Here is a 25,871-nt window from a genome sequence, read left to right as displayed (position 1 = left end):
TTGGCATGACACTAAGCGACCCGACGAATGCCTCCGGTGTTCCCTCATTCATAGTCTTGAGGCAGTCCCCGGTGCTTTTCCTCCTCTATTTTATACGAGTAAGCACCTAAAAAGACAATATCATTATTGATTTTTTCTGCACTATCGCCAACAAAGCCCGTCAGCAGCCTTTATCTGAATAAAAAAAGTGCGAGCACCCACATAAGGTACCCGCACTCAATTGCTTTTTTATCTCAGAGCAGACTATTTTATGCCAAGTTGCGTCCGCAAATAGGACTTCATCATCAGGTTTACTTTCTGCGCCCTGTTCAGTTGCTTCACATAAGTGTAATCATCAAGAAGACTTGCGAACAAACCATCCTCCAAAAGCTCATTCTCAGAGCGAAAACGCTGCAAACCGTCAACGTAGGTCCGCATCATTGCATCAAGTTCTTCATCAGACAGCTTTGTCAAAGACGCGTATTGTGCAGCAAGCTCATTACTGCTTGGAAGCTTTGGAGATTCTATAACCTGCCGGAAGGACCGTACGGAGCGTTCACATCCCGCAGCAATGTGTTTGGAACGAACCACATTAAGTTTTGCCCACCCAGCGCGCAACCACTTGAACATCATACATGTGGTATGCTGAGGGTTTGCTGCATCCTGAATGTACACAGAGACAGACGCAGAACCGTACATGTAGGTATCCATCCACGTCATGCCGCCCTTGGTCAACCCTTCCTCTTCAGAATAGAGGTAATTCCAAGTTGCGTCGTCCAGAACCAGTCCTTTTTTCCCTACGGAAGACGGTCCATCCTGTTGAGTAATAGACACAAAGACGTCACGACCTTCGTAGCTCGTTCTAAGGAGCACACGGTCCATCGTATAGCGGTAAAAGGCACCACTAAAGGTATCCGGAGTAATTTCTTCAAACTCGCGTCCGCGAATAATAAACGGAGCTTCAAGCGTTCCAGACTTGTCCCAAAGCTGTGGCTTTTCCTGTGCAAAATCAGAATCCGCAAGCCAGCCGCTTTCGCGAATCATGGCAGGGTAAACGACATTTGCTGGAATTCCAGGGTGGTAACCATACTCCAGAATACGCTGGAGTGAGGTGTTGATTGACGCGCTTACCGCAGCGCCAGCCGCACCGTATTTCTTTGGCAAATCCAAAACCTGAGCATCTGCAACACCCGCGACATATTTCAGCACAGCGCGCAAATCCTCAGTTTTTGGCTGAGCGCCGGGCTTTGCACAGAGATCAATCAGCGCAGTCACAGACTGAACGACCTCCAGGGGCACAGAAGACTCTGATTTCTTCGAAGTATCAGCAGAATATGCCGCAAAAGGACAAAAAATGGCACTCATTCCACACAAAAATGCAGAAAGAAAAATACCAGTACACAGGGTCTTCACCCTTTGGGAGCGGATGCAACTTTTTTTCATTACACGTCTATCTTTTTAGATTGAATATCGCGACTCGCGATGAGGATTCTTTATTGAAGCGCGTATTTTATATCCTCTGAAACGCAATTGCAAGTCATGCCTTCTTGTGCACCGCCTTGACTCCGCCAGACTTCTCTCGCGTCCCAAAAGAGGCATGAATTTTGCGATATTCCAAAGTTTCATGCACTTTTTTCCGGAAAGGAGACCCCGACCTTGCGTTTTCATCGGCTTTTTATGCTTGCGGCAATACTGTGCGCCTCTGCTGTCACCTATTTTTCACTCCCCGGCCCGCACAACATCCAAGACCAGTGGGGTATGTCCCGCGTCGAAGGAAAAAACTGCCCACTGTATTATCCCCGGGAATCTCCGTGGTGGGAAGAAATCGAAAACCAGCACTATCATCTCGACGAATAAAAAATCAAAGGGACAAAAAGTCGGCCCTGACTTTTTGTCCCTTTACACACAAACAGTTTGTCTTTTTTCGGCAGGCGTCCCTACCTTCAAAGAGCACACACATATCCAATATGCTTTCCACGTTCCCCCTGCATCAATGAGCGCCCTAGTGTCATGAAAATCAGGGAAGACGTTTTCTGTGCTCTTCACAGAACAAAACGGATCAGCGCAAAAAGCCCTGCGTTTTTTCTTTCAAAGATTTTTATTTTCTTTGTAACACGATGAAAACACAGACTTTTTACACAGAAATTTAATACGCGCCCTTACAGTTTAGGACTACGCGCACGGTTCTGATAAAAATATAAATGTCGAGCCAGATGGACCAGCTTCGGGTGTAATACATATCCAACCGCACCCGCTCCTCATAGCTCGTATCGCTTCGGCCAGAGACCTGCCACAAGCCTGTCAGCCCGGGAAGCGTCCGGGTGTACAATGAAAACGCTTCGCCGTACTTGACGATTTCATCCTGAACAATGGGACGGGGCCCCACAAGACTCATTTCTCCCTTGAGCACATTCCAAAGCTGGGGAAGCTCATCAAGGCTGGTCTTTCGCAACAAACGCCCCACCTTTGTAATACGCGGGTCATCCTTGAGCTTTTGATTTTCCTTCCATTCCTGCTCACATTCAGGATGACACTCCAGATACTGACACAAGACTTCGCCAGCATCGACGACCATTGTCCGAAACTTCCAGACCCGAAACTCATTGCCTCCCTTTCCTATGCGAGCCTGTGTAAAAAACACACACCCCCTGTCCTCAAAAAAGATCGCACAGGCAATCAGCGCGAGCACAGGGAGCAACACAGGCAAAGAAAGCACGATACATCCAAGGTCAATCCAACGCTTAATTTTGATGCGCACAGGGTCAAGACACTTGGTGTGTGACTGCATAAACTGCACGCCTCCGACACCATGCACGCTCAAATTCAAAGACTGGAAAGATGAGGGAGGCACAAACAGTACCCGCCGAAAATTATTTTCCAACTGATACACAAGATCCGAATCATCCAAAGCCTGATGAGAAGGGACATAGATCACAATGGGATTAGGAGACACCGATTCATACCGGGCAAGCTGCGCCAGCGTCTCCATTTCATCCAGTCCAGTCGTATCAATCGTCTTCAAAACACGAAAACCAGACACATCCCCCTTGATAAAGCGTTGCATAACTCGCTTCGTCGCCTTTTTAGGCCCCACGACAACAGCAGGGATCCCCCACCACGAGCAGCCGCCAAATCGGGAACGAACAATTTCCCGAAAAAGAGGCAAAAGCACACAGCTCAGCATCAGTCCTCCCAGCAGGGCCAGACGGGAGAAGCTTTCACTCGTTCGGGTAAAAAACAGCATGGAAAACAGGGTAAAAAACACAAGGACTGCCGAAAGAATCTGGCGCTTGAGTTCAAGGTGCCGAGCAAGCAAAACACCGGGGTACAACCCACTCACAGCAAAAGCACCAATAAACAAAAACGCCAGAGGCCACAGCTGCGCATAAAAAGCGAGCTGAAACTCACCGCCCCAAGCATATCGCACAAGAACACTTGTTCCCATTCCAAAATACAGCGCGAGCAGGTCGGCACAGGCAAAACACAGCGACATTCGAGAAAACACAAGAAACCCCTTTCTCTGGTACAGCAAACGATTTCGCAAGCATAAAACAAACACGATAAATCAGCTAGCAAATACCAACTTACCCGCCGATACTTCTTCCCTAATATTTCAGTTCTTTCTTTCCGGTCGTGGTCCCCGGCCTTGCCGCAGAGCACGTCACTGTGCTAATTCTTTGTCAAAAGTGAACATCCTCTGGAGGCAAGAGTAATGAGCAACAGTGAGACCATTCTGTTTAGCGGTGGTGCAAAAGGCGCGGAGAACTACTTTGGACAACTCGCCGAAGAGTACGGCATTCAGGAAGTCAATTACAGCTTTGAAGGACACCAGAGCGAACGTCCGCGTGGCGTCCGGGTCCTGACAAGCGAAGAACTGTCCCTCAAGGACGTCAGCCTGACCTATGTTTCCCGACTCATGAGTCGAAAATACTCCAGAGCACCCCTGTTCCGCAAAGTTCTGCAAAGCATCTGCTGGCAGGTTGCCAGCGGACACGAAGTCTTTGTCGTTGGCGAAGTTCAGGACGACGACACCGTCAAGGGCGGTACAGGCTGGGGCGCAGAATATGCCAAAATCTGCAACAAGCCTCTCTTTGTTTTTGACCAGAAGCAGGACTGCTGGTTCAAGTGGGGAAAGACAAGCTGGGAAAAAGTCGACGCCCCCAAGGTAACCCACCGACACTTTGCCGGAACAGGCACCCGCTTCCTTGAAGCCAATGGCAGAAAGGCTCTTGGTGAGCTTTTTGCCAGAAGTTTCAAAAAATAATGCTCACAAGGGTATTGGGACTCCGGTCTCAATACCTTTTTTCTTTTCTGCACCCTAAAATATACTGCACCATCCTCTGCACATGTATGGCCCGCCGAGCCTTTTTTTCTTCGGTCGCTACCCCGAGAAACTTCACTTCACCATGCTCACATCGCCAGCGAGCACACAGCGCGCCATGTTCCCCGGACTGATACAAAGGAATTTGAAGCAGCCCCAAAGCTCGTCGAACGCCGTAGTGCGGATAAAAGCGGAAATTCATAAACCCGGCAGCAGCGAAAGCCACTTCGGGCTGCACCCGCACATACAGAGGTACCGACACACTGCTTTTACTGCCATGATGGGGCACCACGAGGACATCTGCCCGCAGATTCTCCGAACCTTCCAAAAGCTCCGAAATCCCTTTCTGTTCAATGTCTCCGGGCACAAGCGCCAGTCCCCGGCCATGCCAGACAAGGCGCAACACCAGCGACCCATCATTCTTGGACAGGCCCTGCACATCACGGGGATGCAAAACATCAAGGCGCACCGCAGGACCGAGCTTCACGCTCTCTCCCCGCCGCACCACATGCAGCGGAATACCCTGCTCAAGAATGCTGTGGCGCAGCTTCTGCGGTTCACGGCGCTCAGTCCAGACCCCATTACAGAAAAATGCTCCAATACCAAAGTGTTGCACCAAATACTCAAAACCTCGGTAGTGATCCGTGTCGGCATGAGATAAAAATGCAGCGTCAAGCCTTGGCTGCCGCCCCTGCGTCAAAATGGGAGCAAGCACAACTTCCCCAAGATTGAACCCCGGCATTCCTCCGCCGCCATCAATCAAAAAACGCCGTCCATCAGGGCATTCCACACAGGCCCCCTGACTTTGGCCAAGATCATAAAGCCACAGTCGCAGCTCTGGCCGATGATGATCCTGAACATGGAGCCACAGCGCAGGTTCCACAAGGCACACAAGAGCGCAGCATGCAGCCTGCAACGCGCGTTTCCTGTGGCGACCAAGCACGTACGCGCAGGCCAGCACAGCCAGCCCATAGCCAAGGACCTCCACCCAGCTGGGCCGCAGCACTAGCCATTCCGGCAAAAGCCCCCACTGGTCCAGTTGCCTCAGCCCGGCAAGGGCGGCGTCGAGCGAGCCAGCAACACACCGCAGAATCCACAGCCCAAGCGGAGCGCATGGTCCCGGCAAAAAGCTCAACCCTAGCCCCGCAAACCCCACAGGAATAACAAAGAATCCCAAAAACGGCAGACAAAACAGATTGAGATAAAAAGCCGCTGCCTGTGTCCCAAAGCTAGCCGCAATAAGTGGAAGCAAAACAAGATTTGCAGAAAGACTCATCAGCAGAATGCCCAGCGCTCCATCACGCCCAAGTTTCCACAGTGAGCGACGCTGATTCGAGGCACCACCCGTCGTCTTCCCCTTCGCTCTTCGCCGCCGCCCCAAGGACAGCGCGCCCTGCACTGCCTTCCACAAGAGCGGCGTAAAAATCGCAATTCCAGCCACCGCGCACACTGAGAGCTGAAGTCGAATGTCATACAAACTCCCCGGTGAGCACAGCAGAATAAGCAAAAGTGCCAAGAAAATTCCGTCAAAGACCACTCGCGACCTGTTCAAAAGAAGCAGCACGCCCCACGAAAAAAACATGACGCCAGCCCGAAGCAGACTTGGAGTGAGACCTCCAAGCACCATGTATCCAGCAACGAAGGGCATTGCCAACAGGACGGCCAGCTTTTGCCGGGGAATTTTCAAAAAGATCCACACATTCAGCCGCCCAAGGCACAGCGCAAGCAGCACGCCAATTCCTGCCGCAAAGCCAAGATGCATTCCAGACAGTGCCAAGGCATGTGACAGCGAAGCCTTGCGCACCAGCCCAAGGGTATCAGGCGTTATGGAGAGCCGATTTCCCGTAAGCAGAGCAAGGAGCACAGCCCGCCCCTGCGATACAGTCTCATCCGTCCCCCGCAGCTTTTCCATGATGCGGTCCCGCACGCTGTCAGCAGCTGCGCCAATTTGTGGATGCCCCCGCGTGCCACGCGACCAGCCACGCCAAAACACATTTTGCAGGGACCAGTACCAGCGCGTATCCCAGCCGCCGGGGTTCAGATAGCCCCGACATGGCCGAACCCGCAGCCGTACCGAGACCTGCGCTCCAATGGCAGGCCGAAGCTCCGGATTTTTCCAGTTCCACAAAAAGAGCCCGGGAACCTCTTTCACCGTGCCATCTTTTAAGCGGCACCGCGCATCTGCCAAAAACACCCGCAGAATCCTGTCCGGCCTCCCCTGCACCTCCACAACACGCCCGGTCAGGTCCACATTCTTTCGTTCACGCATCCAGCTCGGAGCATCAAGGCTCGGCACCCGCGCAGAAAATGCCATAAACACAAAACCCAGCACAAAAAAAAGGGGCAGGACACAGGCCCTCCCCCTCAGTTTTTGTGGATATCGACAAAAAAACAGCAGCACCAGCAAAAGCACAAGCCCCATGCAGGGGAAACGAAATCCCCACATACCGGCCAGTGCAGCACAAAAACAGTTCTGCCACGGAAGCAGGCCCGGAATTCCCCGGCCCAGCTCAACCCGCGCTCTCTGCCCAGCTTCTGCCATAGATCGTCTGCCCCCAGCCCTAGCTGTGGGACAAAATATACTCTGCCGCCCGCTCAGGTGCTCCGGGTTCGCCAAGCATTTTCCGCAGTTCAGCCAGTTTCTGTCGCGTCTCATCGCCGTGCGATGTGTCCATGAAGTTGTTCACCTTGGCCGCAATTTCCCCGGCATTGGCTTCCCGCTGCAAAAGCTCAGGAAAAACCTCTTCGCCAAGAATCAGGTTGGGTAAACTAATGTGCTTCACCTTGACCAGCAGGCGTCCCACAAGTTCCGTCAGCAAGGACATGCGGTAGGCCACCACTGTGGGCACGCCCAGAAGCGCTGTTTCCAGCGCAACGGTCCCCGAAGCGGCAACGACCGCAGCACTCTTCTTCATGCGCTCGTAGCGATCCTCTGGCTCAAAAATTTCAACAGGAATATCCTCTGGCAAATGCGAACGCAAAAAGCCCTCATCCACTCCCGGTGCCCGAATAATGGACACCTGCAAGTCCGGATGCGTCTTCCGTACCTTTTGCGCCGCCTGCATAAATTCAGGAAGCAGCGTTTCAATTTCTTTTTTGCGACTCCCCGGCAAGAGCAAAAGCTGGTTCGGGTCCGTCTCAATTCCATCCAGTTCCGCCAGCGGCATCTGGCTGGTCAGAGGATGCCCCACGTATTCAGCGTCCAGCCCATGCCTTGCCAAAAAAGCCTTTTCAAAGGGCAAAATGCACAGCACTCGGTCGACTTTTTCTCGCAAAAACTTCACGCGCCCGGTGCGCCATGCCCAGACCTGCGGACAAATGTAATAAAAAACAGGAATTCCCAGCCGCTTTGCCATACGCGCCACAAAAAAGTTAAAATCAGGCGCATCAATGAGCACGACAGCCTTGGGACGATGTTTTTTGAGCTGCACATACAGTCGGCGCAAAAGTCCAATGATGCGTGGCAGGTGCCCCAAGACTTCGCCAACACCCATGAGGGACAACTCACTGATATCAAAAACATTTGTAAAACCCTGCTCGTGCATGGCAGGTCCCCCCATGCCCAGACAGTCCAGCTCTGGATTCTGGGTTCGGAGGGCCTTCACCAGCAAAGCGCCGTGCATATCTCCAGAAACTTCGCCGGCATTAATCCATATTGCATTGCTCATAAGCGGGATTTCTCCTGATTTTCTCTGCTCAAACAGGCTTTGGCAGGCGTCGCAAAATCTGGTACACGCCAAACCATCACAAGGATATTTTGTAGTATGAAAAACGCGCCCGGAACGGCTCAGCTTTCTGTACCGATTCGGTCGACGCAGTGATATAACAGCCCTTTTGGGCACGACTCAAGCGAGCATAGTCATGAATACCAAAACCATGCGGGTCGGCGTCATCGGCCTCGGCTGGATGGGTAAAATCCATCTTCGCGTTTACTCCGAACTTCCCAATGTCGAAGTCGTCGGCGTTATGGATACCAACGAAGAGGTTTTGAAGGAAGTTGAAGAAAAATTCAACGTCAAGACCTTCACTGATCTTGATTCCATGCTGGAGATGGAACTGGACGCCGTGAGTGTCTGCGTTCCTACGGTGCACCATTTGCCCGTTGGCCTCAAGGTCATGGACAAAAACATTCCCCTGCTCATCGAAAAGCCTCTGGCAGCAAGCGCTGACGCAGGCCGCCAGCTTCTGAACAAAGCAGAAGAAAAAGGCCTCACCCTCATGGTGGGTCACATTGAGCGCTTTAACCAGGCCGTTCGCCGCGTGCGCGAGCTGGTGCAGGACGACGAAGTCCTGTCCATCAACATCGAACGCGTTGGCCCGTATCCGCCGCGCATTCAGGACGTGGGTGTCATCAAGGACCTCGGTTCTCACGACATCGACCTGATTCGTTTCATCACCGGAGCCGAGTACAAAGACGTCTACGCCGTCATGTCCTCCTCCCGTGGCAAACACGAAGACTCTGCACTGATTACTGCTCAGATGGACAACGGCATTCTTGCCCACATCAGCACCAACTGGGTCACTCCGTACAAGTCTCGCGCTATCAGCGTTGCCACCAAGACCAAGTACATCCACGCTGACCTCGTGACGCAGGACGTCAAAGAGTACAGTGAATTTGAAGGCTACGACGCAAACTACACTGTTCGCGAATGGCCTGTCATGTACAAAGAGCCAGTTCCGCTGGAGCTGAAAGCCTTCCTGAACGCCATTCGGACCAACACCGAGCCTCCCATCACGGGCCGCGACGGTCTGACCGTTCTGGAAACCATTGAGCGCGTTCTTCCTCCGAAGAACTAGTCGCCTCTCTGGTCCAAGAAAAGACAAAGCCCCCACCTTGTGGGGGCTTTTTTTGTGTGTATTGCGTCTAGCGACAGCTGGGACGGGACACACGAAGCCCCATTGACCACAGCCAGCTTTTTATGACGCAGACAGCGCAGCCCACTCCGGGGTCAACCCGAATGGCGCGCCCTTCGCAATTTTTGGCGCAGGCACCGCACTCGACGCAGCCATCACGGTCACGCAGGCGAGCCTTGCCATTTATCATTTCAAACACCCGATGAGGACAGACATCTACGCACAGACCACAGCCCGTGCATGCCTCCTCGTCAAAATTGAGTGAAACCACTCCGGGAATGTACCGGTAGTGTTCCATTCCGGCACCTCCAGTTACGCAATAAACCGGGCGGCAACCCACAGGGCACCGGCAAGAAGAAGTCCTCCGATATGCAGAGGCAATGCTGTTTTCAACTCCTTCTCAACACCAGACGGTGAAGTAAACGGAGCAACACCAGTCAAGGTCAGGCTGGCATAGCTGCTCACCACCACGGTCTGAATCCCAAGGGCAAGCACTTCCACAGCCGTGCAGGACTGCAAAAGCCAAATACAGAGTGGCAGAGCAAACAGAATGCCCGTCACCATACCCTTTGTCGAAAAACGAACACCCGGAACAGTCTGGAGCCAAAGCGGCATCACAACTGCCCCGGAAAATATACCTGTTCCCATCGCGGCCAAGGTTTTGAGCCATCGGCTCGCGGCCACGCTCCAGGAAAAGAGATCTGGCCCAATTCCAGAAATCACCAGCGCAAAAAATGCCATCAGCAAGGCTGGCGTCGTCAGCATCATCAGCCCAATAGGCAAAAGTGCTGCCCGCTCTTTCAGATCATAGGACACCGTGCGCATTTCTGGCGTGGCTTTGCGCCCATTTTCAAAATACGCCTGAAGATCCTCTGGCCGCAGAGGACCAAATTCGACATCAAAGCCGCACTGTTCCCTAATATCATGGGCACTCACGCTCACCGCCGCGTACTGCGGCACCAGCACAGTCCGATGCTTTACCAGCTCCGAGAGCTGCGCATCACGAACCGCCTGCACCAGAGACTGCGAGGAAAAAAGTCCTTTTCCCGTTGCGCACCAGACATTCACGTCCATCGTGTCCACAACCAAAAGCCACGCATCAATGCCAGACAGCGCCACGCGCAGCTTGTCAAAAGTCAGCTTAAAATTGGCCGTCACGATAACAGGCGCGTGCTCATCCGGGAAACCGACGCTATACAGCCCCGGCACGACCTTATACCAGTCGCCCGCAAGCCCAAGCCGTGCAAGGGCATTGCCAAGGCGATCACGCCATTTGAGGTATGCCATCAGTCGAGGAACAACGCCCACCTTGGTGTGCACAAACTCCCGAACAAAATGGCAGACCTTGTAGCCCGGCTTGTCCTCTGGGCCAAAGACGGTCCCCGGACGCATTCCGCACCCAGGAATTTCGCCCCGCACCGCAGAACCGGGTTTAATATAGCAGAACGCGCCCTCATTCACGGACGAGCCCTCAGCTACCGGTTTCGATAGCTCACTATTCTGCCTCTGCTCGCGCACCATGCGTCTTCGTCTCCTCGTATTTCGCGTCTCGCGGACTCCTCGGCTCTCCAAGTGCTCCGCACTAAAAAAGGCCAGAACGTCCTTTTCTCTCCTCAAACCATCTTCTTTTCCTCCCCGCAGGAAAGACCGCATCGCAAAAATGCAACGCCCCCCGTCTTCACACGGCAGAAAAGAAACTCTCACAATAGGATAGGCCGCAGCACTACGTCAGTCAACTTGGTGACAGTTTCATAAGTTCACTGTTGCAGAAGCAAAAAAAAAGATTTGTTGCTCACGCCTTCACCACGCACGCAACACAGCTTTTCTCATTTCTAGAAATGATAATCCGCTTTCAGAAACTCTTTTTTCTATAGAAAGCACCGTCGTCCATACATTAGCCGAACACAGGCACGCAGCGCTTTTTCTCTTTTTGATAACGAATCCACAACGATTCCGCAGTATTCGCTCCCGCAAAACACTTTTTCCTCTTCCCGCTTTTTTTATCATAACATACCAACTCTATTGGACTCTCTCCACAAAGTCTCCTCTCTTTTCTTAAAATGCTGGTCTGATCCTTGCTTTTCACTGCCTAGACACAATTTTCGATCATGTTCACTTTTTTTTGCTCCAGTTCCTGCACCACACGCAAAGCACCTCGCAGAGCGACACAGATATTTCGGTATCCAATTCACTCACAATCCCACTATATTCCAAGGAGAGGCATATGGGAGAGGCTTCAGTCAACAAGGATTTGCTACCAACAAAAGTACACGACCGAACACTGAGTTTTATAGACTTTACCCTGCTCTGGGCTGGGATGACGGTCAACATTGCCGGCTTTGCCATTGGCGCCCAGTTCTACCCGCAGCTTGCACCTGTTTCTGTTCTTTGGGCCATCTTCGTCGCATACATGATGGTTACCCTTCTTCTCGTTCTGAACGGAGACATTGGCATCAAGTATGGCATCACGTTCTCTGTCTACATGCGCGCCTGCTACGGCTACAAAGGCTCATGGATTCCCGGCATTATCAGAACCATTCCCTGTTTTTTCTGGTTTGGTTTCCAGACCTGGGTAGGAGCACTGGCTCTAGATTCCGTCGTCAGCATGCTCACGGGATTTTCGAACCTGACGCTTTGGATCATTCTTTTTGCGGGACTTCAGGTCGGTAACGCCATTTATGGACTCAAGGCTATGGCCAAGTTTGACTGGGTCGCCATCCCCATGCTGGCCTTTGTCTTCATCGCCATATTCCTGTGGCTCCTCAAGGCAAACGATGCCAGCTTTGCCGCCGACATTCTTCACGCCCCCTCAGAAAACACCTATTCCATGCCCTTTGCCATCATGGGCATTGCTGGTGGCTGGATCACCATGGCCCTGAACAGCCCAGACCTCACCCGTCAGCTCAAGGTCACAGGCGACATTTCCACAAACTTTGTTGAGCGCAACACCATTCCCTTTGCCGGGCAGGTGCTCGGACTCGTGCTTGCTGGTGCCCTCATCCTCATCGTCGGCCTGACCGCAAGCATTCTCACAGGCGAGTGGAACCCCATCAACGTTGTGGCCCAGACCTTTGGTCCTGACAAACCCCTCATTCTCTTTATCTGTTTCATCACCATCACCTTTGCGCAGTGGTCCACCAACACCGCCGCAAACCTGATGCCGCCAACCTATGTTCTGCTGAACTGTTTCCCCAAGCTCTCATACGCATGGGCAACCATCATCAGTGGCATTATCGGCATTGCCATCATGCCGTGGGAATTCTCAGACTACCTCGTTCAGTTTCAGGTCTTCTCCTCCAGTCTACTCGGCCCGGTCTGCGGCATCATGCTTGCCGACTACTATCTCATTCGAAAAATGAAACTCAACGTCCCGGAACTCTACTCCCTGTCAGGGCAGTACCGCTATGCCTACGGCTTTAATCCCGCCGCAGTCATCGCGACTATCGTTGCCTTTATTGGTGGCTTTTTCCTGCCAGACTACGCCTTCTTTGTAACCTTCCTCATCGGCATTGTGGGCTATGTCATCCTCATGAAGCAGCTTGTGCTCCCTCGCTATGAGCAGAACATCGGCACTGAACGTTTCATGGAAACCAGCAAATAGGAGCACCCATGTTTGATCTCGTTATAAAAAACGGAACTGTTGTCTCACCTGAAAGCTCCAAGAAAATCGACATCGGCATCAAGGACGGCAAAATATCCGTTCTCGACCAGCTCGGCGACAGCGTCGAGGCAAAAGAAGTTATCGACGCCACAGGAAAGCACATCCTCCCCGGTGTCATTGACGCCCACATGCACGTTGAGGCTCCTTTTCAGGGCTGTTTTGGTGCCAACGATTTCTACACGCAGAGTGTTTCTGCCGCCTTTGGCGGCGTCACCACGATCATGGATTTCACCAACACCTTTCCCGGCAACTCTGTCATCACGCAGTTTGAAGAACGCAAGGATGAAATGTCCAAATCCGCCCTCGACTACAGCATTCACTGCAAATTTGTCGAAGCCCCGGAGCGCATTCTTCAGGAGATCCCCAAGCTCATCGACATGGGAAGCCCATCCTTCAAGATGTTCATGACCTATCGCAAGGAAGGCGTCATGTCTGACGACGAGACCCTTCTCAAGGTTTTCAAGCTCGCCAAAGAGTATGGTGGTCTCCCCCTTCTGCACGCAGAGAGCAACGCCATTGCCGAGAGCAACATTGAAGAGTGTGTCGCCAGCAACTCGCTCGGCTGGCAGAGTTTTGCCAGCTCCAAGCCGGTCCTGTGTGAGACTGAAGCCGTCAGCCGTGCCACCTTGTTTAGTGAATATTGCGGCAATGCCGTGCTTTTCGTCCACACAACAAACAAACCTTCTCTCGACATCGCCCGACGCGCTCAGGAATGTGGTCTGCCCGTTTATGTAGAGACCTGTCCTCATTATCTCACCCTCTTTGACGACATGTACGCCAGCGAGGAACGTGGACATCTCGCCATTTGTTCGCCGCCGCTCAGGACCCCAAAGGAAGCCAAAGAGCTTTGGGACGGCCTGCGCGATGGCACCATCTGTGTCACCGGTTCAGACGACTGCACCTACTCCATCAAAGAAAAAGAAATGTTTTTGGAGCGCGACGCTCAGGGCAAAATAATTCCGGACTTTCGCAAGATCGTGAACGGGCTTTCCGGTTGCGAAATCCGGCTTCCCGTCCTTTTGTCCGAAGGTGTCGCCAAGGGACGCATCAGCATCAACAGGCTTGTTGAGCTGACCAGCACCAATGTTGCCAAGCTCTCCGGCTGTTATCCGCAGAAAGGCTGTCTCGCCCCCGGAAGTGATGCCGACATCACCATTGTCGACCTGTCCAGGAAGTGGGTTCTCTCTCCAGAGCAGCTTCACAACAACATCGACTACTGTCTCCACGATGGTTTGGAGCTGACTGGCGCTGTCGACACCACCATAGCCCGCGGCAGCATCGTCGTTCAGGGAAAGGACTTTCTCGGCAAGCGCGACAGCGGGCGCTTCATCAAGCGCTCTATCGCTGAATCAGTCCTCACCAATCATGCATTTTAACTGAGGAAACAGGTTGTGAGCGTGGGAGTGGGGGTGGGTTACGAGACTCCGTCTCGTGCTCTGCAAGAGGCGCTAGGATGGGCGGGGACTCTGTCCCCGCACCTCTGCAAGGGGCGCTGCCCCTTGACCCCGCCCAAGGACGAGGCCCTTGGGAATCCCGCTTTCGACCGAAATAAAAGGGGCCGGATGAGTGAAAGCCTTTGGCTTTCCCCTTCATCCGGCCCCTTTTTTTCGGTCTAGTGGGCATTTCCAGAACGCGTGTTCTTCTGCCTTTTTTTGCCACACTTATTTCTTTTGAACGCCAAAAGGCGTTCAAAAGAAATGGTGGCAACGCACGGGAAAGAGAAAGAAGCTCTTCACGCCATTCTCACCCAAGTTTGAATTTCATTCACGCGAAGCGTGGATGGAATTCAAACTCGATGAGGATAGTCTGTTCCTCCACCCACCCATCCAGCGCGAACGCGCTGGGGCTGTCCCCCCAACTTCTCCCACAAAGCCCACAAAAAAAGCCCCAGCTAATGAACAGCTGGGGCTTTTGTAAACGCGACTCAGCGTAACGAGGAGTTACGCGGTAGCAGAGGCTTCGTCGGCCTGAGCTTCGCTCTTAGGCTCGACGGGGGTCTGCTTCTTGTAGTTCAGCTCAACTTCCTGCGGGAACACAGGGAGGTAGCGGTAAGACAGGGACAGCAGGAGCGCACCATACGCGAGAACAGCGATGGAGGGTGCCCATTCTGCCCAGTTCGGGACGTATCCGTACCACTTGTCAAAAGGCATGACGGGGATAGCGAGAGCCTGAACGGTGAAGACGTAACGATTAATCGTAATGCCAGCGCAGTTCAGGATAGCGCCTGTGTACATCAATGCCGGGACAGCGCGGAAGCGGGGGGTAATGAGCAGGATAGCGGGGACCACACCACACAGGCCGAGTTCAGCCCAGAGGAGGATTTCGCCAAAGCCCAAACCGCTGTTGAACATCTGATCCCAAGTCAGACCGGAGCGGGGCAAGACATCGGTAGCCCATGCCCATGTATCTGCAAACTTAAAGAAGAGATACAGGGTCAGGAGTGTGCCGCCGATTTTGCACATCAGAGACTGAATCTTGTAGCTCACGAGCTTCTTGCCAGTCATGAATTCCATCAGCTTCACAACCAGCACGGAGAAACAGGGGCCGGAGGCGATAGCAGAGAGAACGAACAGGAAGAAGGTCCATGGCCAGATAAAGAAGCCGTCACGGAGGATGTAAGGACGGGCAAAGAGCACGCCAAACATACCGCCGAGAGAACCCTGATGGAAGGTCGAGAGGAAGCCACCCATACCAGCGATCAGCGGCATAACCTTATGCAGGTTGTGTGCGAGGTGGTGCAGGTAAGGAATCTCGTCGAGTTTCCGGTTCTCAAGGATGTTGGGAAGATACTCGATAGCCAGCACCATGAGGTAACACGTGATGCAGAACATAACTTCTGTCAGCATCGAGTGCACGTTTGCGTGCCAGTAACCAAACCAGGAGCGGAGCGGCTGACCAACGTCCAGAGCCAGAACGATCATGGCACCGGAGTAGCAGATAAAGCCGACGATAACGGTGAGGTTAACGATTTTATCGAGTTCTTTAATATCGAGAATGTACTTCAGGAGGCCGGTGAAGAATGCACCTGCACCAAGGGCGATAACCGCAAGGTCAAAGGTAATCCAGAGGCCAAATCCGAAGTAGTTATCAAGGGCGGTACGAGCCAGACCGTCCGGCACGAGAATCATAAAGAACTCGTACAGACCGGCAGCCAGCACCACGCCAACAACGCCAAGCCAAAGCAAGAATTTGCCAAGCGAACAACGCTCGACGCCTTCAGGCCACAGTGCCCTATCCATGCTGACCTCCATTACCTTGGACCACTGGTCCAACTTCGTTTTCGAGGTAATTGTCACCCTGTCTACGCACCCATTCGCGTTTGCTCATGTAGTAGACCTGCGGGTCAGTTCCAAGGCGCTCCAGCAGGCGGAAGGTGTATGGGCTACGAATCAGCTCATAGACTTTGTGCTCGGGGTTTTTGACATCACCAAAGGTGATGGCACCACTCGGGCAAGCTTCTGCGCAGGCCGGGATGTATGCATCCTCGGGCAGCTTGTTGGGGTCCTCGCCAGCGGCGCGGGCGGCGTCCTTGGCGTACATCCAGCGATGGTGACAGAAATTGCATTTTTCTACGACACCACGAGAGCGCACGGATGCGTTCGGGGTGAGCTGCTTTTCCATCCCTTCGGGGAAGACGGGCTGGTCCCAGTTGAACACGCGAGCGTGGTAGGGACAGGAAGCCATGCAGTAACGGCAACCAAAGCAGCGCGGATAAATCTGGCTGACGATGCCGCCGTTTTCATTTTTATCAGTAGCGGTTGCCGGGCAGACAGACACGCAGGAGGGCTTGCCACACTGCATGCATGGGCGCGGGAGGTATGCGATATCGTTATCGGAACCTTCTTTGCCATTGGTCAGCTCATAAACGGTGAGCCACTCCATTTTTTTGAAGCGGGTCGGAAAGCCTTTTCCGGCGATCCGTTCGAGCTGATTATCCTGCGGGGCAATGTTGTTTTCTTTATTGCAGGCCACAGTACAAGCGCCACAACCAGTGCACTTGTCGATATCGATGACCATGCCCCATCTAATTGGGAACTCTTTGAATGCTGACATGATGCGATCCTCTCTTAAGCAGTGGCGATGTCGACGCGGGTCTCAGTCCAGGCGGTGAGTCCTGTCTCAGGCTCAGTCTGGGCCACAAGCAGCTTGCAGGCATTGTCACCCACACCGTTTGAGAACTGGTCCCATGCAGTGTGTCCAAAGCCCAAAGCTGTCGCAACAACGCCAGTCATAACTTTTTCCGTCACGTCAACACGAGCGACCATCTCACCAGCATGGCTGGAGAGTTTGATCTGCTGTCCAGCTTTCACACCGCAGCGGCGTGCAGTCTTGGCATTCATGCGAGCCATGCAGTCAGCCTCACGCAGGGTGGAGACGTTCTGCGGCGGAGTTGCCAGCTTGGCGGTACCGAGATTGTTCTTTGCTACAGGAGCAAGAGCAAGGGCACCAGAACCAGCAACAGGAGATGTCTGCACAGCACAGGCAGCAAGATTCAGCTGCTGTGGGCGGGCATCGGCACACATGAAGGTTTTGCCATTCTTGACGCTTCCCCAGGAAGCACCCAGAGCCACGGCTTTGGCCTTGACGAGGTCTCGCATGGAGCGGACGCCAAGGTTCTTACCCATCCGGCGGGCAACGCTCAAAAGAACGTCACCAGTATGGCGGGTATTGAATGCTGTTTTGGTGACAGGCTTGTTCACGCTGTAGAACGCCTGAGCAGCACCGTACGGGGCATAGACGTCGTCATAGCGCTCAGCAGTCATAGAGGACGGAAGGACCAAATCTGCGGTCTGAGCCGTCTCATCCATGAAGGTGCTGAAAGCAACGGTGAACGGAGCATTTTTCAGAGCCTTTTCCATCTGTGCAGCCTGAGGCAGTGCATACGCCGGGTTGGCATCGTACACCATCAGCACGTCAACAGACTTGGAGCCTGCGGCAAGCTGCTGCATAAACGGAACGAGGTCAGCATCAAAGGCTTCGCTTCTGGTCTTGGCGCCGGAGATAACGGTCGGAGCGTCGTTCAGGGCAACAACACCACCAGTTGCATCCAGACGGCCCAAAACTGCATTCAGGCCAAGAGAGGCCAGAAGAGCACGAGCACCAGCACCCTGACCAAACTCAGAGCCAGCAATCACGACAGGCTGCTTTGCAGCAGCGAGTTCGCGAGCCATGCGCAGCAGGTCGCGGGCACGCACACCGGTTTCGCGCTCAACGCGAGCCGGAGTGTATGCAGCGGCATTCTTTCGGAACGCAGCAAAGCCAGAGAAGGACGCCGAGCGGCCATCCTGAATCAGCAGGTTGGCAAGACCAAGCGCAACAGTTGTTGCTGCACCGGGACGGGCCTGAACCCACTCGTCGCAGACAGTCGCCGTATTGTTTCGTACGGGACCGACGTATGCGTACTTGGCCAGCGCGGGCTGACCAGAAGGATGGGACTCGGAGAATGCGCGGGCATTACGTACAGAAGTACCGGAAGATTCCAGTGCGTCCGCACCAAGGAACAGGACATGATCGGAATGCTCAATGTCATATCCGAACTGGCCCTGACCACCCATCATTTTCCATGCACGGGAAGCAGACTGTGCTTCGCCGGGCATCATGAAGAATTCGCCATCAAGAGATGCAACCAGCGCCGAGAAAATCTCGTTTGCAGAACCGGTTTCATCTCCGCTAATCATGGCAACCTTGCCACGGGCATCTTCCAGCTTGGCAGACAGCAGCTTTTCGGCCTCGTCCCAGGAAACGGGAACAAAACCAGTTGCTGTTTTTTTCATAGGAGCCTTTACCCGGGAAGGGCTATACAGCATGCCTACTTCAGCAGCAGCCAAGGTTGAAACAGCGCCGCGGCCTGTGGGATGCTCAGCATTGCCAGCAACACTCACAGGATGGCCATTGAAGCAGGCCAGCTTGATGCCAGCACCAGCCGGATCAAGTTTGGAGGCCAGCTCCTCAAAGTAAATAGCCCTTTTCGGGACTTTGGGGTTCCACTTCCAGTTCTGTGTCCAGATAGACACATCGTCGAGAAACTTCCACGGGATGGGAGTGATACACAGCCCCACAGTGGCCCCCGCGGAGAACGACAGAAAAGCTCTTCTATTCAGCATTGCGCCACCTCACTCTTATCGATGACAGACGTAGCATGCGTTGCTCTGACCATTTTCAGCATGACAACGCTCACATTCCCACATCTTCATGGTACCGCGGCTATAAGCCGGGTCCACACCAACTCCGCGACCAAACACAATCTTGTAACCGCCATTGGAATAGTCGGTCATCTTGTTCTGGTAATAGGTCGGAGGTGTGTCGGTCTTTGCCACGTCAGGGTGACAGGTGGTGCAGTCCTGATCCTGGTGAGCAGCATGAGAGAAGAAGACGTTATCAGGCTGATACTGATAGACCAACCACGGAACTTCTTTCTCGTTGTTCACGTATTCTTCGACAAACTTGATCTCATCCGGATCCTCGCCCATAGCCTCAGAGTGACACTCTGCACAGGATTCGGTGTTCGGAATACCGCTGAAGGAGCCGTCTTCATTAATGTAATGACAGTCATCACAGGCCATTTCCTGCTCTTCCACGTGCACCACGTGGCTAAAGCGGATAGGCTGCTGCATCTCGCTGAACAGCAACCGTGGGAATGCCCACCAGCCAATGAAGAGCATTGCCACAAAGCCTACGAAAAACGGTAAGGCTCCTCCACTGCTTGAAGATTTCTTCACCATATGCTCTCGCCTCATCCTTAGGTAGAAAGTTACGGTTACCGGGTTAATCCCGGTTTTCCCCGAGCGGGAAAAACTGCCCTAAGGCCCTCGCCAAGCCCTTGTAAACAGGAAAAATCCTCCCTAAATCGGCCATTCAGGGAGGACTCTATCTGCATAAGGGCGAAAATCATGAATATTTCCCATTATGACCGGTGCATTTCTAGGCATGAGAAGCCTTGTGTGTCAAGGCATAATGAAAAATTTCACTATATGCAAAATCACATAAAATCGGGAACTCAATCCCCTTTTATTCGCCCATAAACATCGTCAAAGCGGACAATATCATCCTCTTCCAGATACGGCCCACTCTGAATTTCAATGATTTCAACCGGGACCTTTCCGGGGTTGGCAAGGCGATGTGTTGCCGTCTTTGGTATATCTACTGACTGGTCTTCATACAAAAGCCGAACGTCATCATTAACCGTCACCTCAGCGGTGCCACGAATGACAACCCAGTGCTCACTCCGGTGATGATGGCGCTGGAGCGAAAGCTTGGCTCCAGGCTTCACCGTAATGCGCTTCAGCTTGTAGAATTCTTTTTCCTCAAGGACGGTGTAGCTGCCCCAGGGACGATGCACAGTGACATGCGCCTCAGCAAGGCTACTCCCCTCTTCCTTGAGTTTCTCGACAACATCCTTCACCCGCTGCACTTTATTCGCGGGGCACACAAGCGTTGCATCTCTGGTCTGCACAACAACAAGCCCGTTGACTTCCACAGCCGCAAGCTTGCCGCCGCGAGACAAAAGCAGACTGTCTTCGCAGTCCAGATTCAGGACATCTCCCTGAATCACGTTGCCAGACTCATCCTTGACGCCCATACGGTGCAAAGCTTCCCAGCTCCCAAGGTCATCCCAGCCAAAGTCTGCACGAACAGTTGCCTGACTTTTGACATTTTCCATAATGCCATAGTCCACAGAGATGTCAGGAATTGCCGTATATCCTTCGGCCAGCGGGACAGTCCTTCTGCGCTTCCACCACGCGTACAGCTCGGGCTGATACTTCTCCACAGCCTGAATAAAGGCTGGCACAGAGAAAATAAACATGCCGCTGTTCCACAGGTATTCGCCGCTTTCAAGATACTTGAGCGCTGTCTCATAATCCGGCTTTTCAACAAAAGCGCCAACCTTGTAGCAGTCCTGCCCAAGGCTCTCACCTTCGCGAATATAGCCGTAGCCAGTTTCAGGCTTATCTGGAACCAGACCAAAGGTCACGAACCAGCCATCACGGGCCAACTCGGTCCCTCGCTTAAGAGCATCAAGCCACAACTCTGGCTTGTGGATCATATGATCAGAGGGGAAAACAGCAACCAGTGCATCAGGATTATCCTGTGAGGCTTTCTCCATGCCCAGCATAATTGCTGGCAAAGTATTGCGCCTCATTGGTTCTGTCAGCACCTGGGTATCAAGTGTCTCGTCCAGCTCGCGAAGCTGACTTCTGACTTCAAAAACCTGTTCCTCGTTCGTAATGACCCAAATATCCTCTGGAGCGAAGCCCCGCATGGCACGATGAACTGTCTCCTGCAAAAGCGTCCGTTCACCTGTCAGAGCCAAAAGCTGTTTGGGATACAAGCTTCGAGAATATGGCCACAAACGAGTTCCTGAGCCGCCTGCAAGAATCAAGGCCTTGCAGCCCTGCAACAGGGTTTCCGGGTGCTTCTCTGTACTCATAGATTTACTCCAGAGTTTGATGTTCTTAGCCATCAAAAACAAAAGGTGACACAAAGTCTCTCAGCCGCGGAAGCACGAGATCTTTGTCAGAAAGAACAGGTGTGCAGTCCGGCCATTCAATGCCGATGTCTGGATCATTCCAGATCAGACCACCTTCTGATTCCGGGGCGTAAAAATTATCTGTTTTATACTGAAACTCTACCACATCTGTGAGGGTCATGTATGCATGCGCAAAGCCCTGAGGAATAAAAAGCTGATGAAAATTTTCATCGCTGAGCGTTTCAGCATACCACTCACCATAGGTTGGCGAGCCTTTGCGAAGGTCGACAACAACGTCCCAAGCTGCCCCCTTTGAGACTCTGACGAGTTTGGCCTGCGCATGAGGTGGAGCCTGAAAGTGCACGCCTCGCAAAACACCTTTCTGAACAGAACGAGCATGATTGTCCTGCACAAAAGCAGTCTCAATTCCCTGATCAGCAAACAGCCTCTGGCTGTAGCTCTCCATAAAAAAACCACGTTTGTCCCCGAAAACCCGTGGAATACAGACCACAAGCCCAGGGAATTTGGTAGCGCGAAATTCCACAGTGTTCCTCCAAAAAAGAATGGATAAGCTTACGGAACTTATTGCAAACAGACAAGAGAGGCTCCCTACTTCTACCCTACTAAGGCGCTCATTTATTGACAGGAGTCATACCCTAGGAATATACACGTAGTGCTTCGTGGGGTGCAATGCATAGGGAATTTCGATCACCTTTTTCTAGGGGAGTGAGAAGACGCCATGCCCAAAAACAGCCCAGCCTGTCCTGCGCAGGATACCACTGACGAGCCTTTACGTCTTCCTGTCCAGTCCGCCAATGCCAACCGTTCGCTTGTTTCTGTCGCGGCGAACACCGAAGGCATTCCTTCATCTCCATATATTCTGTACACAGCCAGCTTTGATACGCCATTTTCCATTCTCAACATTTCTCCAAACGTTGAGGACATCCTCGGGTATTCGCCCAAGGATATTATTCAGGACCGCAGCTTTTGGGAAAAGCACTGGCACCCAAGCGATCAGGAAATGAAAAAATTCCGGCGCTATCTGTTCCGCTCCTCACGGCATACGGCCCTGTACAGGTTTCAGCACAGCGACGGAAGCTGGAAAATACTCCGGGATGAAATGACTCTTGCCCCGGCAAGCGAAAACTATGCGAAAGACGGGCACAGACACATTGTCAGCGGCGTTATTACTGACGTGACCTGCTCTCTCTCCGAACCCGACGAAAGTGCATACTCCCCTTCCCTCTTCTCCGCCATATTCGAAAGCTCCCCTTCCGGGCTTTTTGTCCTCGACATGAATGGAAAATTTCTGGATGCCAATCAGGCAGGCCTTGAACTGTACAAAGCGTCCTACATGGAAATTGTCGGGAAGTACCCTCGCGAACTGTGCAACCGGGAAGACGGCATTGCGCTCCAGGACGCCATACGCCGAGCCTCCGAGCTTGGAACAACCCAGCAGCTTGAACGCCCCCAGCGCTGCATGGATGGCACACGCTTCTGGGCAGACCTGCGCATCAATCCCATTTTTGACACCGAAGGCCACTCCCTTTTTACCGTGGTCTCCGTGACAGACCTCACTCGCCAACGCAAACAGCAGCTTGCCCTTGAAGAAGCAGAAAATGAGAAAAACAAAATTCTGTCGACCGTGACAGAACTCATGCTGCATCAGGACCTTTCCCATCGAATCCTGTGGGCCAACAGCGCCGCAGCCCAGTCCATAAACAAAAGTTCAGAGCAAATCGTCGGCGATTTTTGCTACAAGCTGTGGGCCAAGCGCCGAACCCCCTGCCCTGACTGCCCTGTTCATGAAGCTATTGAAACAGGTCATACCTGCTCAGGCGTCATCAAAAGAGCACACGACCGGACATGGCACATCACTGCATATCCACTCAATGACAGTACAGGGAAGCCCACCGGAGCACTTCAGGTCGCCCGAGACATTACGGACCAGCGCGCAACCGAAGAGGCTCTGCGCAAATCCGAATCAGAAAAACAGCTTATTCTGTCTACCATTAGTGAATCCGTCACCCACCTCCGGCCAGACGGAACCATTATCTGGGGCAACCCCGCCACAGTCATCTCCTCTGGCTCTGAGCTGTCAAAAATGGTTGGGAAAAAATGCTATACGCTCTTCTCCGGCCAGACAGAACCATGCAAAAACTGTCCACTCCCAGAGACGCTAAAAAGGAAAACACAGTCGCGAGGAGAAGTAACACACCCCAATGGAACAATTTGGGAAGTCGCCTGCTATCCCATTCTGGACAGCAAAAAGGACATTACAAGTATCATCAAGGTGTCCCGTGAGATAACCAAAAGCAAGAAACTCGAAAAGAACTTGCGCAAAGCTCGTGACCTTGCCGAAAACGCCAACAAAATGAAAACGGAATTTCTGGCAAACATGAGCCATGAGTTGCGCTCTCCGCTCAATGGCGTGCTGGGCATGCTTGACTGCCTGCTGGATACTGATCTTGATGCGGAACAAAAGGACTGCACGGAAATTGCGCTTCAGGCGGGCGAAGGTCTGCTGACAATTATCAATGACATTCTGGATTTTTCCAAACTTCAGGCTGACAAAATAACTCTCTCTCACAACGAATTTGACCTGCGCCAAACCATGCGGGTGGTCACCAACACCTTTGTGCAGCAGTGCCGCACCAACGCCGTTGAACTGAGCTACTCCGTTGACAACAGTATTCCGCCCCAGCTCATTGGCGACGAAGGCCGCGTCCGGCAGATTCTCTTCAACCTCATAGGCAACGCCGTCAAATTTACCAAAAACGGCTCTGTCGACGTCTCCGTTAACCTGCTCCACAAAGAAACAGCCCCGCAGCAGGCCCGGCTTCTGGTGGAAGTCGCCGACACAGGCATCGGCATTCCAAAAGAACAAAAAGAAAGTATTTTCGACCCCTTTGTGCAGCTCAACTGGGGCAAGCACAGCAAATACGAAGGAACCGGCCTTGGGCTTGGCATTGTCAAACGCCTTGTCTCGCGCATGGGTGGCATCATCAATGTCGAGAGCGAACCCGGCAAAGGGACCACGGTCTCTTTCTGGATTACCGTTGGCCTTGTCCAGCCTGACAGCTCGCCGCAGCTCACAATAATTTGACGCAAAAAAAGCGCCACTCCTTTTCCAAAAGGATGGCGCATATTTTTTCACCTCTGGGCGTTCTGCCCCCGCGTGCTAAATCACCGTATGTGCGTTCCACACAAGGATGATGGCAATCACGACAAAAACTCGAATGAGCTGTCTCATGGATGTCCTCCCTACCGCTTTTGTTTCGCAGCGATGTATTGACTGTCCGCGATTTAGCAATTGCGTACGCAGTCGTCAAGACAAATCAGGACCGAGTTTTTTGCCTTTTCACAAGCAATCGCCTTAAAAAAAAGGAAAATCCGCCCCACACCGAGGGATTTCCTTTTGGCACTTTTTTTCGCACTTCCCCCAAAAGACAAACTTTTCCCTCCACCATGCCTTGCGGTAAAAGCACACCTGCCAAAAGGAACCAAGCTCAACACACAGTGACAAAAAAAGGGAGGCCAAAGCCTCCCTCATCATTTCGCACAGAAACTGCGCTACATGCTCTTTGCGACCTTCTTGATAAGGCGCAGAAGCTGGTTGGTGTATCCACCTTCGTTGTCGTACCAGATAATCAGTTTGAGCATGCGCTTGTCCATGACGTTGGTCAGCATGGAGTCAACCACGCCACCAAAGGAGCTGGACACAAAGTCGATGGAAACAAGAGGCTCATCAGTGTAGCCCATGTTGCCCTTCATTGCGCCCTCGGAAGCAGCCTTAAGGACGTCGTTGACCTCTTCTGCGGTCACGTCGCGCTCAAGTTCAAAGACCACGTCCACGAGAGACACGTTCGGGGTGGGAACGCGCATGGCCATGCCATCAAGGCGGCCCTTCAGCTCGGGGATAACTGCGGTCACAGCCTTGGCTGCACCGGTGGTGGTCGGGATGATGTTCATGGCAGCAGCACGGGCGCGGCGGAGGTCCTTGTGGGAACCGTCCAGAATGCGCTGGCTCATGGTGTAGGAATGAATGGTAGTCATGAGACCGTGCTTGATGCCAAAGGTGTCGTTAATCACCTTGGTAGCAGGAGCAAGGCAGTTGGTGGTGCAGGATGCGTTAGACAGCACATCGTGCTTTGCAGGATCATAAAGATCATCGTTCACACCGGGCACAACGGTCAGGTCAACACCCTTGCCGGGTGCGCCAATGATAACTTTCTTTGCACCGCACTCAATGTGACGGGCAAGGCCCTCACGGTCCTTCACGCGGCCAGTGGTCTCCACAACAATGTCAACGGGGCCGTCATTCCAGGTCCAGTCGCCAATGGGGTTGCGGGACACCTTGACCTGCTTGCCGTTGAGCAGGAAGCCTTCGTCGTTTGCGACGACTTCACCGTCAAAGCGGCCATGAACAGAGTCATACTTGAGCAGGTGAGCCAGCGCAGCATTATCTGCACGGGCGTTTACCATAGAAAGTTCCACGTCAGACTCGGTAGCGAGCAGACGGGTCAGGAAGCGGCCAATACGACCAAAACCATTGATACCAATTTTGACTGCCATGTGGTTTTCCTTCT

General features: G+C 52.9%; 19 protein-coding genes. 6 read left to right on the top strand and 13 right to left on the bottom strand.

All coding sequences use genetic code 11. The features are described 5' to 3' along the window. Positions 1–243: 243 nt before the first annotated feature. A complete protein-coding gene (locus B5D23_RS01000) occupies positions 244–1,278 on the bottom strand; it encodes a hypothetical protein (RefSeq protein ID WP_144012501.1) in 1,035 nt (344 codons plus the stop codon). A gap of 357 nt (positions 1,279–1,635) precedes the next feature. Between B5D23_RS01000 and B5D23_RS00995 the strand changes: the two genes are divergently transcribed. Beyond that, a complete protein-coding gene (locus B5D23_RS00995) occupies positions 1,636–1,836 on the top strand; it encodes a hypothetical protein (RefSeq protein WP_078683525.1) in 201 nt (66 codons plus the stop codon). A 289-nt stretch (positions 1,837–2,125) separates the two neighbouring features. Here B5D23_RS00995 and wbaP read toward each other — a convergent pair whose 3' ends face one another. Further along, entirely contained in the window at positions 2,126–3,484 is a 1,359-nt protein-coding gene (gene wbaP / locus B5D23_RS00990; RefSeq protein WP_078683524.1) for an undecaprenyl-phosphate galactose phosphotransferase WbaP, read from the bottom strand. Positions 3,485–3,691: 207 nt separating this feature from the next. Here wbaP and B5D23_RS00985 point away from each other — a divergent pair, with 207 nt between their 5' ends. After that, positions 3,692–4,243 (top strand): hypothetical protein, encoded by a 552-nt coding sequence (locus B5D23_RS00985; protein WP_078683523.1) that lies wholly within the window; start codon positions 3,692–3,694, stop codon positions 4,241–4,243. A 28-nt stretch (positions 4,244–4,271) separates the two neighbouring features. On the opposite strand, the gene B5D23_RS00980 is transcribed toward B5D23_RS00985, so the two are convergent. Together B5D23_RS00980 and lpxB are read right to left on the bottom strand one after the other, a co-directional pair. Beyond that, positions 4,272–6,842, bottom strand: coding sequence for a DNA internalization-related competence protein ComEC/Rec2 (locus B5D23_RS00980; RefSeq protein WP_159445865.1), 2,571 nt, complete (start codon positions 6,840–6,842; stop codon positions 4,272–4,274). A gap of 19 nt (positions 6,843–6,861) precedes the next feature. Next, on the bottom strand, positions 6,862–7,968 hold the full coding sequence (gene lpxB, locus B5D23_RS00975; protein WP_078683521.1) for a lipid-A-disaccharide synthase: 1,107 nt from the start codon (positions 7,966–7,968) through the stop codon (positions 6,862–6,864). A gap of 193 nt (positions 7,969–8,161) precedes the next feature. Between lpxB and B5D23_RS00970 the strand changes: the two genes are divergently transcribed. Next, the gene (locus B5D23_RS00970; protein WP_233813568.1) at positions 8,162–9,097 is read left to right on the top strand and encodes a Gfo/Idh/MocA family protein; all 936 of its coding nucleotides are present in this window, start codon (positions 8,162–8,164) and stop codon (positions 9,095–9,097) included. Positions 9,098–9,164: 67 nt separating this feature from the next. Here the strand turns inward: B5D23_RS00970 and hgcB are convergent, their stop codons facing one another. Both hgcB and hgcA read right to left on the bottom strand, forming a co-directional pair. Beyond that, positions 9,165–9,452: a mercury methylation ferredoxin HgcB gene (hgcB, locus tag B5D23_RS00965; RefSeq protein WP_078683520.1), complete on the bottom strand. Its 288-nt coding sequence runs from the start codon at positions 9,450–9,452 to the stop codon at positions 9,165–9,167. Between the two features lie 14 nt (positions 9,453–9,466). Then, positions 9,467–10,615, bottom strand: coding sequence for a mercury methylation corrinoid protein HgcA (hgcA, locus tag B5D23_RS00960; RefSeq protein ID WP_159445864.1), 1,149 nt, complete (start codon positions 10,613–10,615; stop codon positions 9,467–9,469). Between the two features lie 763 nt (positions 10,616–11,378). On the opposite strand from hgcA, the gene B5D23_RS00955 reads away from it, so the two are divergent. After that, a complete protein-coding gene (locus B5D23_RS00955; RefSeq protein WP_078683518.1) occupies positions 11,379–12,755 on the top strand; it encodes a cytosine permease in 1,377 nt (458 codons plus the stop codon). 8 nt (positions 12,756–12,763) lie between these two features. Beyond that, positions 12,764–14,191, top strand: a complete 1,428-nt coding sequence (gene hydA / locus B5D23_RS00950; RefSeq protein WP_078683517.1) for a dihydropyrimidinase — start codon at positions 12,764–12,766, stop codon at positions 14,189–14,191. Between the two features lie 564 nt (positions 14,192–14,755). Here the strand turns inward: hydA and qrcD are convergent. From qrcD to rfbC, 6 genes are all read right to left on the bottom strand, one after another. Continuing rightward, the gene (gene qrcD / locus B5D23_RS00945) at positions 14,756–16,054 is read right to left on the bottom strand and encodes a menaquinone reductase integral membrane subunit QrcD (RefSeq protein WP_078683516.1); all 1,299 of its coding nucleotides are present in this window, start codon (positions 16,052–16,054) and stop codon (positions 14,756–14,758) included. After that, positions 16,047–16,868: a menaquinone reductase iron-sulfur cluster-binding subunit QrcC gene (qrcC, locus tag B5D23_RS00940; protein ID WP_078683515.1), complete on the bottom strand. Its 822-nt coding sequence runs from the start codon at positions 16,866–16,868 to the stop codon at positions 16,047–16,049. Before qrcC ends, qrcD begins: the two co-directional genes overlap by 8 nt. A 14-nt stretch (positions 16,869–16,882) precedes the next feature. Next, entirely contained in the window at positions 16,883–18,919 is a 2,037-nt protein-coding gene (gene qrcB / locus B5D23_RS00935) for a menaquinone reductase molybdopterin-binding-like subunit QrcB (protein ID WP_078683514.1), read from the bottom strand. Between the two features lie 15 nt (positions 18,920–18,934). Beyond that, positions 18,935–19,537: a menaquinone reductase multiheme cytochrome c subunit QrcA gene (gene qrcA, locus B5D23_RS00930; RefSeq protein WP_078683513.1), complete on the bottom strand. Its 603-nt coding sequence runs from the start codon at positions 19,535–19,537 to the stop codon at positions 18,935–18,937. Between the two features lie 275 nt (positions 19,538–19,812). Then, positions 19,813–21,243 carry a mannose-1-phosphate guanylyltransferase/mannose-6-phosphate isomerase gene (locus B5D23_RS00925; RefSeq protein WP_078683512.1) on the bottom strand — a complete coding sequence of 477 codons (1,431 nt, stop codon included), beginning with the start codon at positions 21,241–21,243 and terminating at the stop codon, positions 19,813–19,815. Between the two features lie 25 nt (positions 21,244–21,268). Then, the gene (rfbC, locus tag B5D23_RS00920) at positions 21,269–21,826 is read right to left on the bottom strand and encodes a dTDP-4-dehydrorhamnose 3,5-epimerase (RefSeq protein WP_078683511.1); all 558 of its coding nucleotides are present in this window, start codon (positions 21,824–21,826) and stop codon (positions 21,269–21,271) included. Between the two features lie 195 nt (positions 21,827–22,021). On the opposite strand from rfbC, the gene B5D23_RS00915 reads away from it, so the two are divergent. Next, the gene (locus B5D23_RS00915) at positions 22,022–24,388 is read left to right on the top strand and encodes a PAS domain-containing sensor histidine kinase (RefSeq protein WP_078683510.1); all 2,367 of its coding nucleotides are present in this window, start codon (positions 22,022–22,024) and stop codon (positions 24,386–24,388) included. A 467-nt stretch (positions 24,389–24,855) separates the two neighbouring features. On the opposite strand, the gene gap is transcribed toward B5D23_RS00915, so the two are convergent. Continuing rightward, positions 24,856–25,857 carry a type I glyceraldehyde-3-phosphate dehydrogenase gene (gap, locus tag B5D23_RS00905; RefSeq protein WP_078683508.1) on the bottom strand — a complete coding sequence of 334 codons (1,002 nt, stop codon included), beginning with the start codon at positions 25,855–25,857 and terminating at the stop codon, positions 24,856–24,858. Positions 25,858–25,871 lie beyond the last annotated feature (14 nt).

Origin of the sequence: Desulfobaculum bizertense DSM 18034, assembly GCF_900167065.1 — a bacterium.
Lineage (GTDB): Bacteria > Desulfobacterota > Desulfovibrionia > Desulfovibrionales > Desulfovibrionaceae > Desulfobaculum > Desulfobaculum bizertense.
The sequence above is the reverse complement of the archived record's forward strand: the minus strand, read 5'-3'. Positions and strand labels throughout refer to the sequence as shown.

Excerpts from the sequence above, each read along its gene's own strand:
- hgcB (WP_078683520.1), bottom strand. The coding sequence starts at position 9,452 with ATGGAACACTACCGGTACATTCCCGGAGTGGTTTCACTCAATTTTGAC.
- B5D23_RS00985 (WP_078683523.1), top strand. The coding sequence starts at position 3,692 with ATGAGCAACAGTGAGACCATTCTGTTTAGCGGTGGTGCAAAAGGCGCG.
- hydA (WP_078683517.1), top strand. The coding sequence starts at position 12,764 with ATGTTTGATCTCGTTATAAAAAACGGAACTGTTGTCTCACCTGAAAGC.
- qrcC (WP_078683515.1), bottom strand. The coding sequence starts at position 16,868 with ATGTCAGCATTCAAAGAGTTCCCAATTAGATGGGGCATGGTCATCGAT.
- B5D23_RS00925 (WP_078683512.1), bottom strand. The coding sequence starts at position 21,243 with ATGAGTACAGAGAAGCACCCGGAAACCCTGTTGCAGGGCTGCAAGGCC.
- B5D23_RS00955 (WP_078683518.1), top strand. The coding sequence starts at position 11,379 with ATGGGAGAGGCTTCAGTCAACAAGGATTTGCTACCAACAAAAGTACAC.
- B5D23_RS00970 (WP_233813568.1), top strand. The coding sequence starts at position 8,162 with ATGAATACCAAAACCATGCGGGTCGGCGTCATCGGCCTCGGCTGGATG.
- B5D23_RS00980 (WP_159445865.1), bottom strand. The coding sequence starts at position 6,842 with ATGGCAGAAGCTGGGCAGAGAGCGCGGGTTGAGCTGGGCCGGGGAATT.
- lpxB (WP_078683521.1), bottom strand. The coding sequence starts at position 7,968 with ATGAGCAATGCAATATGGATTAATGCCGGCGAAGTTTCTGGAGATATG.
- gap (WP_078683508.1), bottom strand. The coding sequence starts at position 25,857 with ATGGCAGTCAAAATTGGTATCAATGGTTTTGGTCGTATTGGCCGCTTC.
- qrcA (WP_078683513.1), bottom strand. The coding sequence starts at position 19,537 with ATGGTGAAGAAATCTTCAAGCAGTGGAGGAGCCTTACCGTTTTTCGTA.
- qrcB (WP_078683514.1), bottom strand. The coding sequence starts at position 18,919 with ATGCTGAATAGAAGAGCTTTTCTGTCGTTCTCCGCGGGGGCCACTGTG.
- B5D23_RS00915 (WP_078683510.1), top strand. The coding sequence starts at position 22,022 with ATGCCCAAAAACAGCCCAGCCTGTCCTGCGCAGGATACCACTGACGAG.
- qrcD (WP_078683516.1), bottom strand. The coding sequence starts at position 16,054 with ATGGATAGGGCACTGTGGCCTGAAGGCGTCGAGCGTTGTTCGCTTGGC.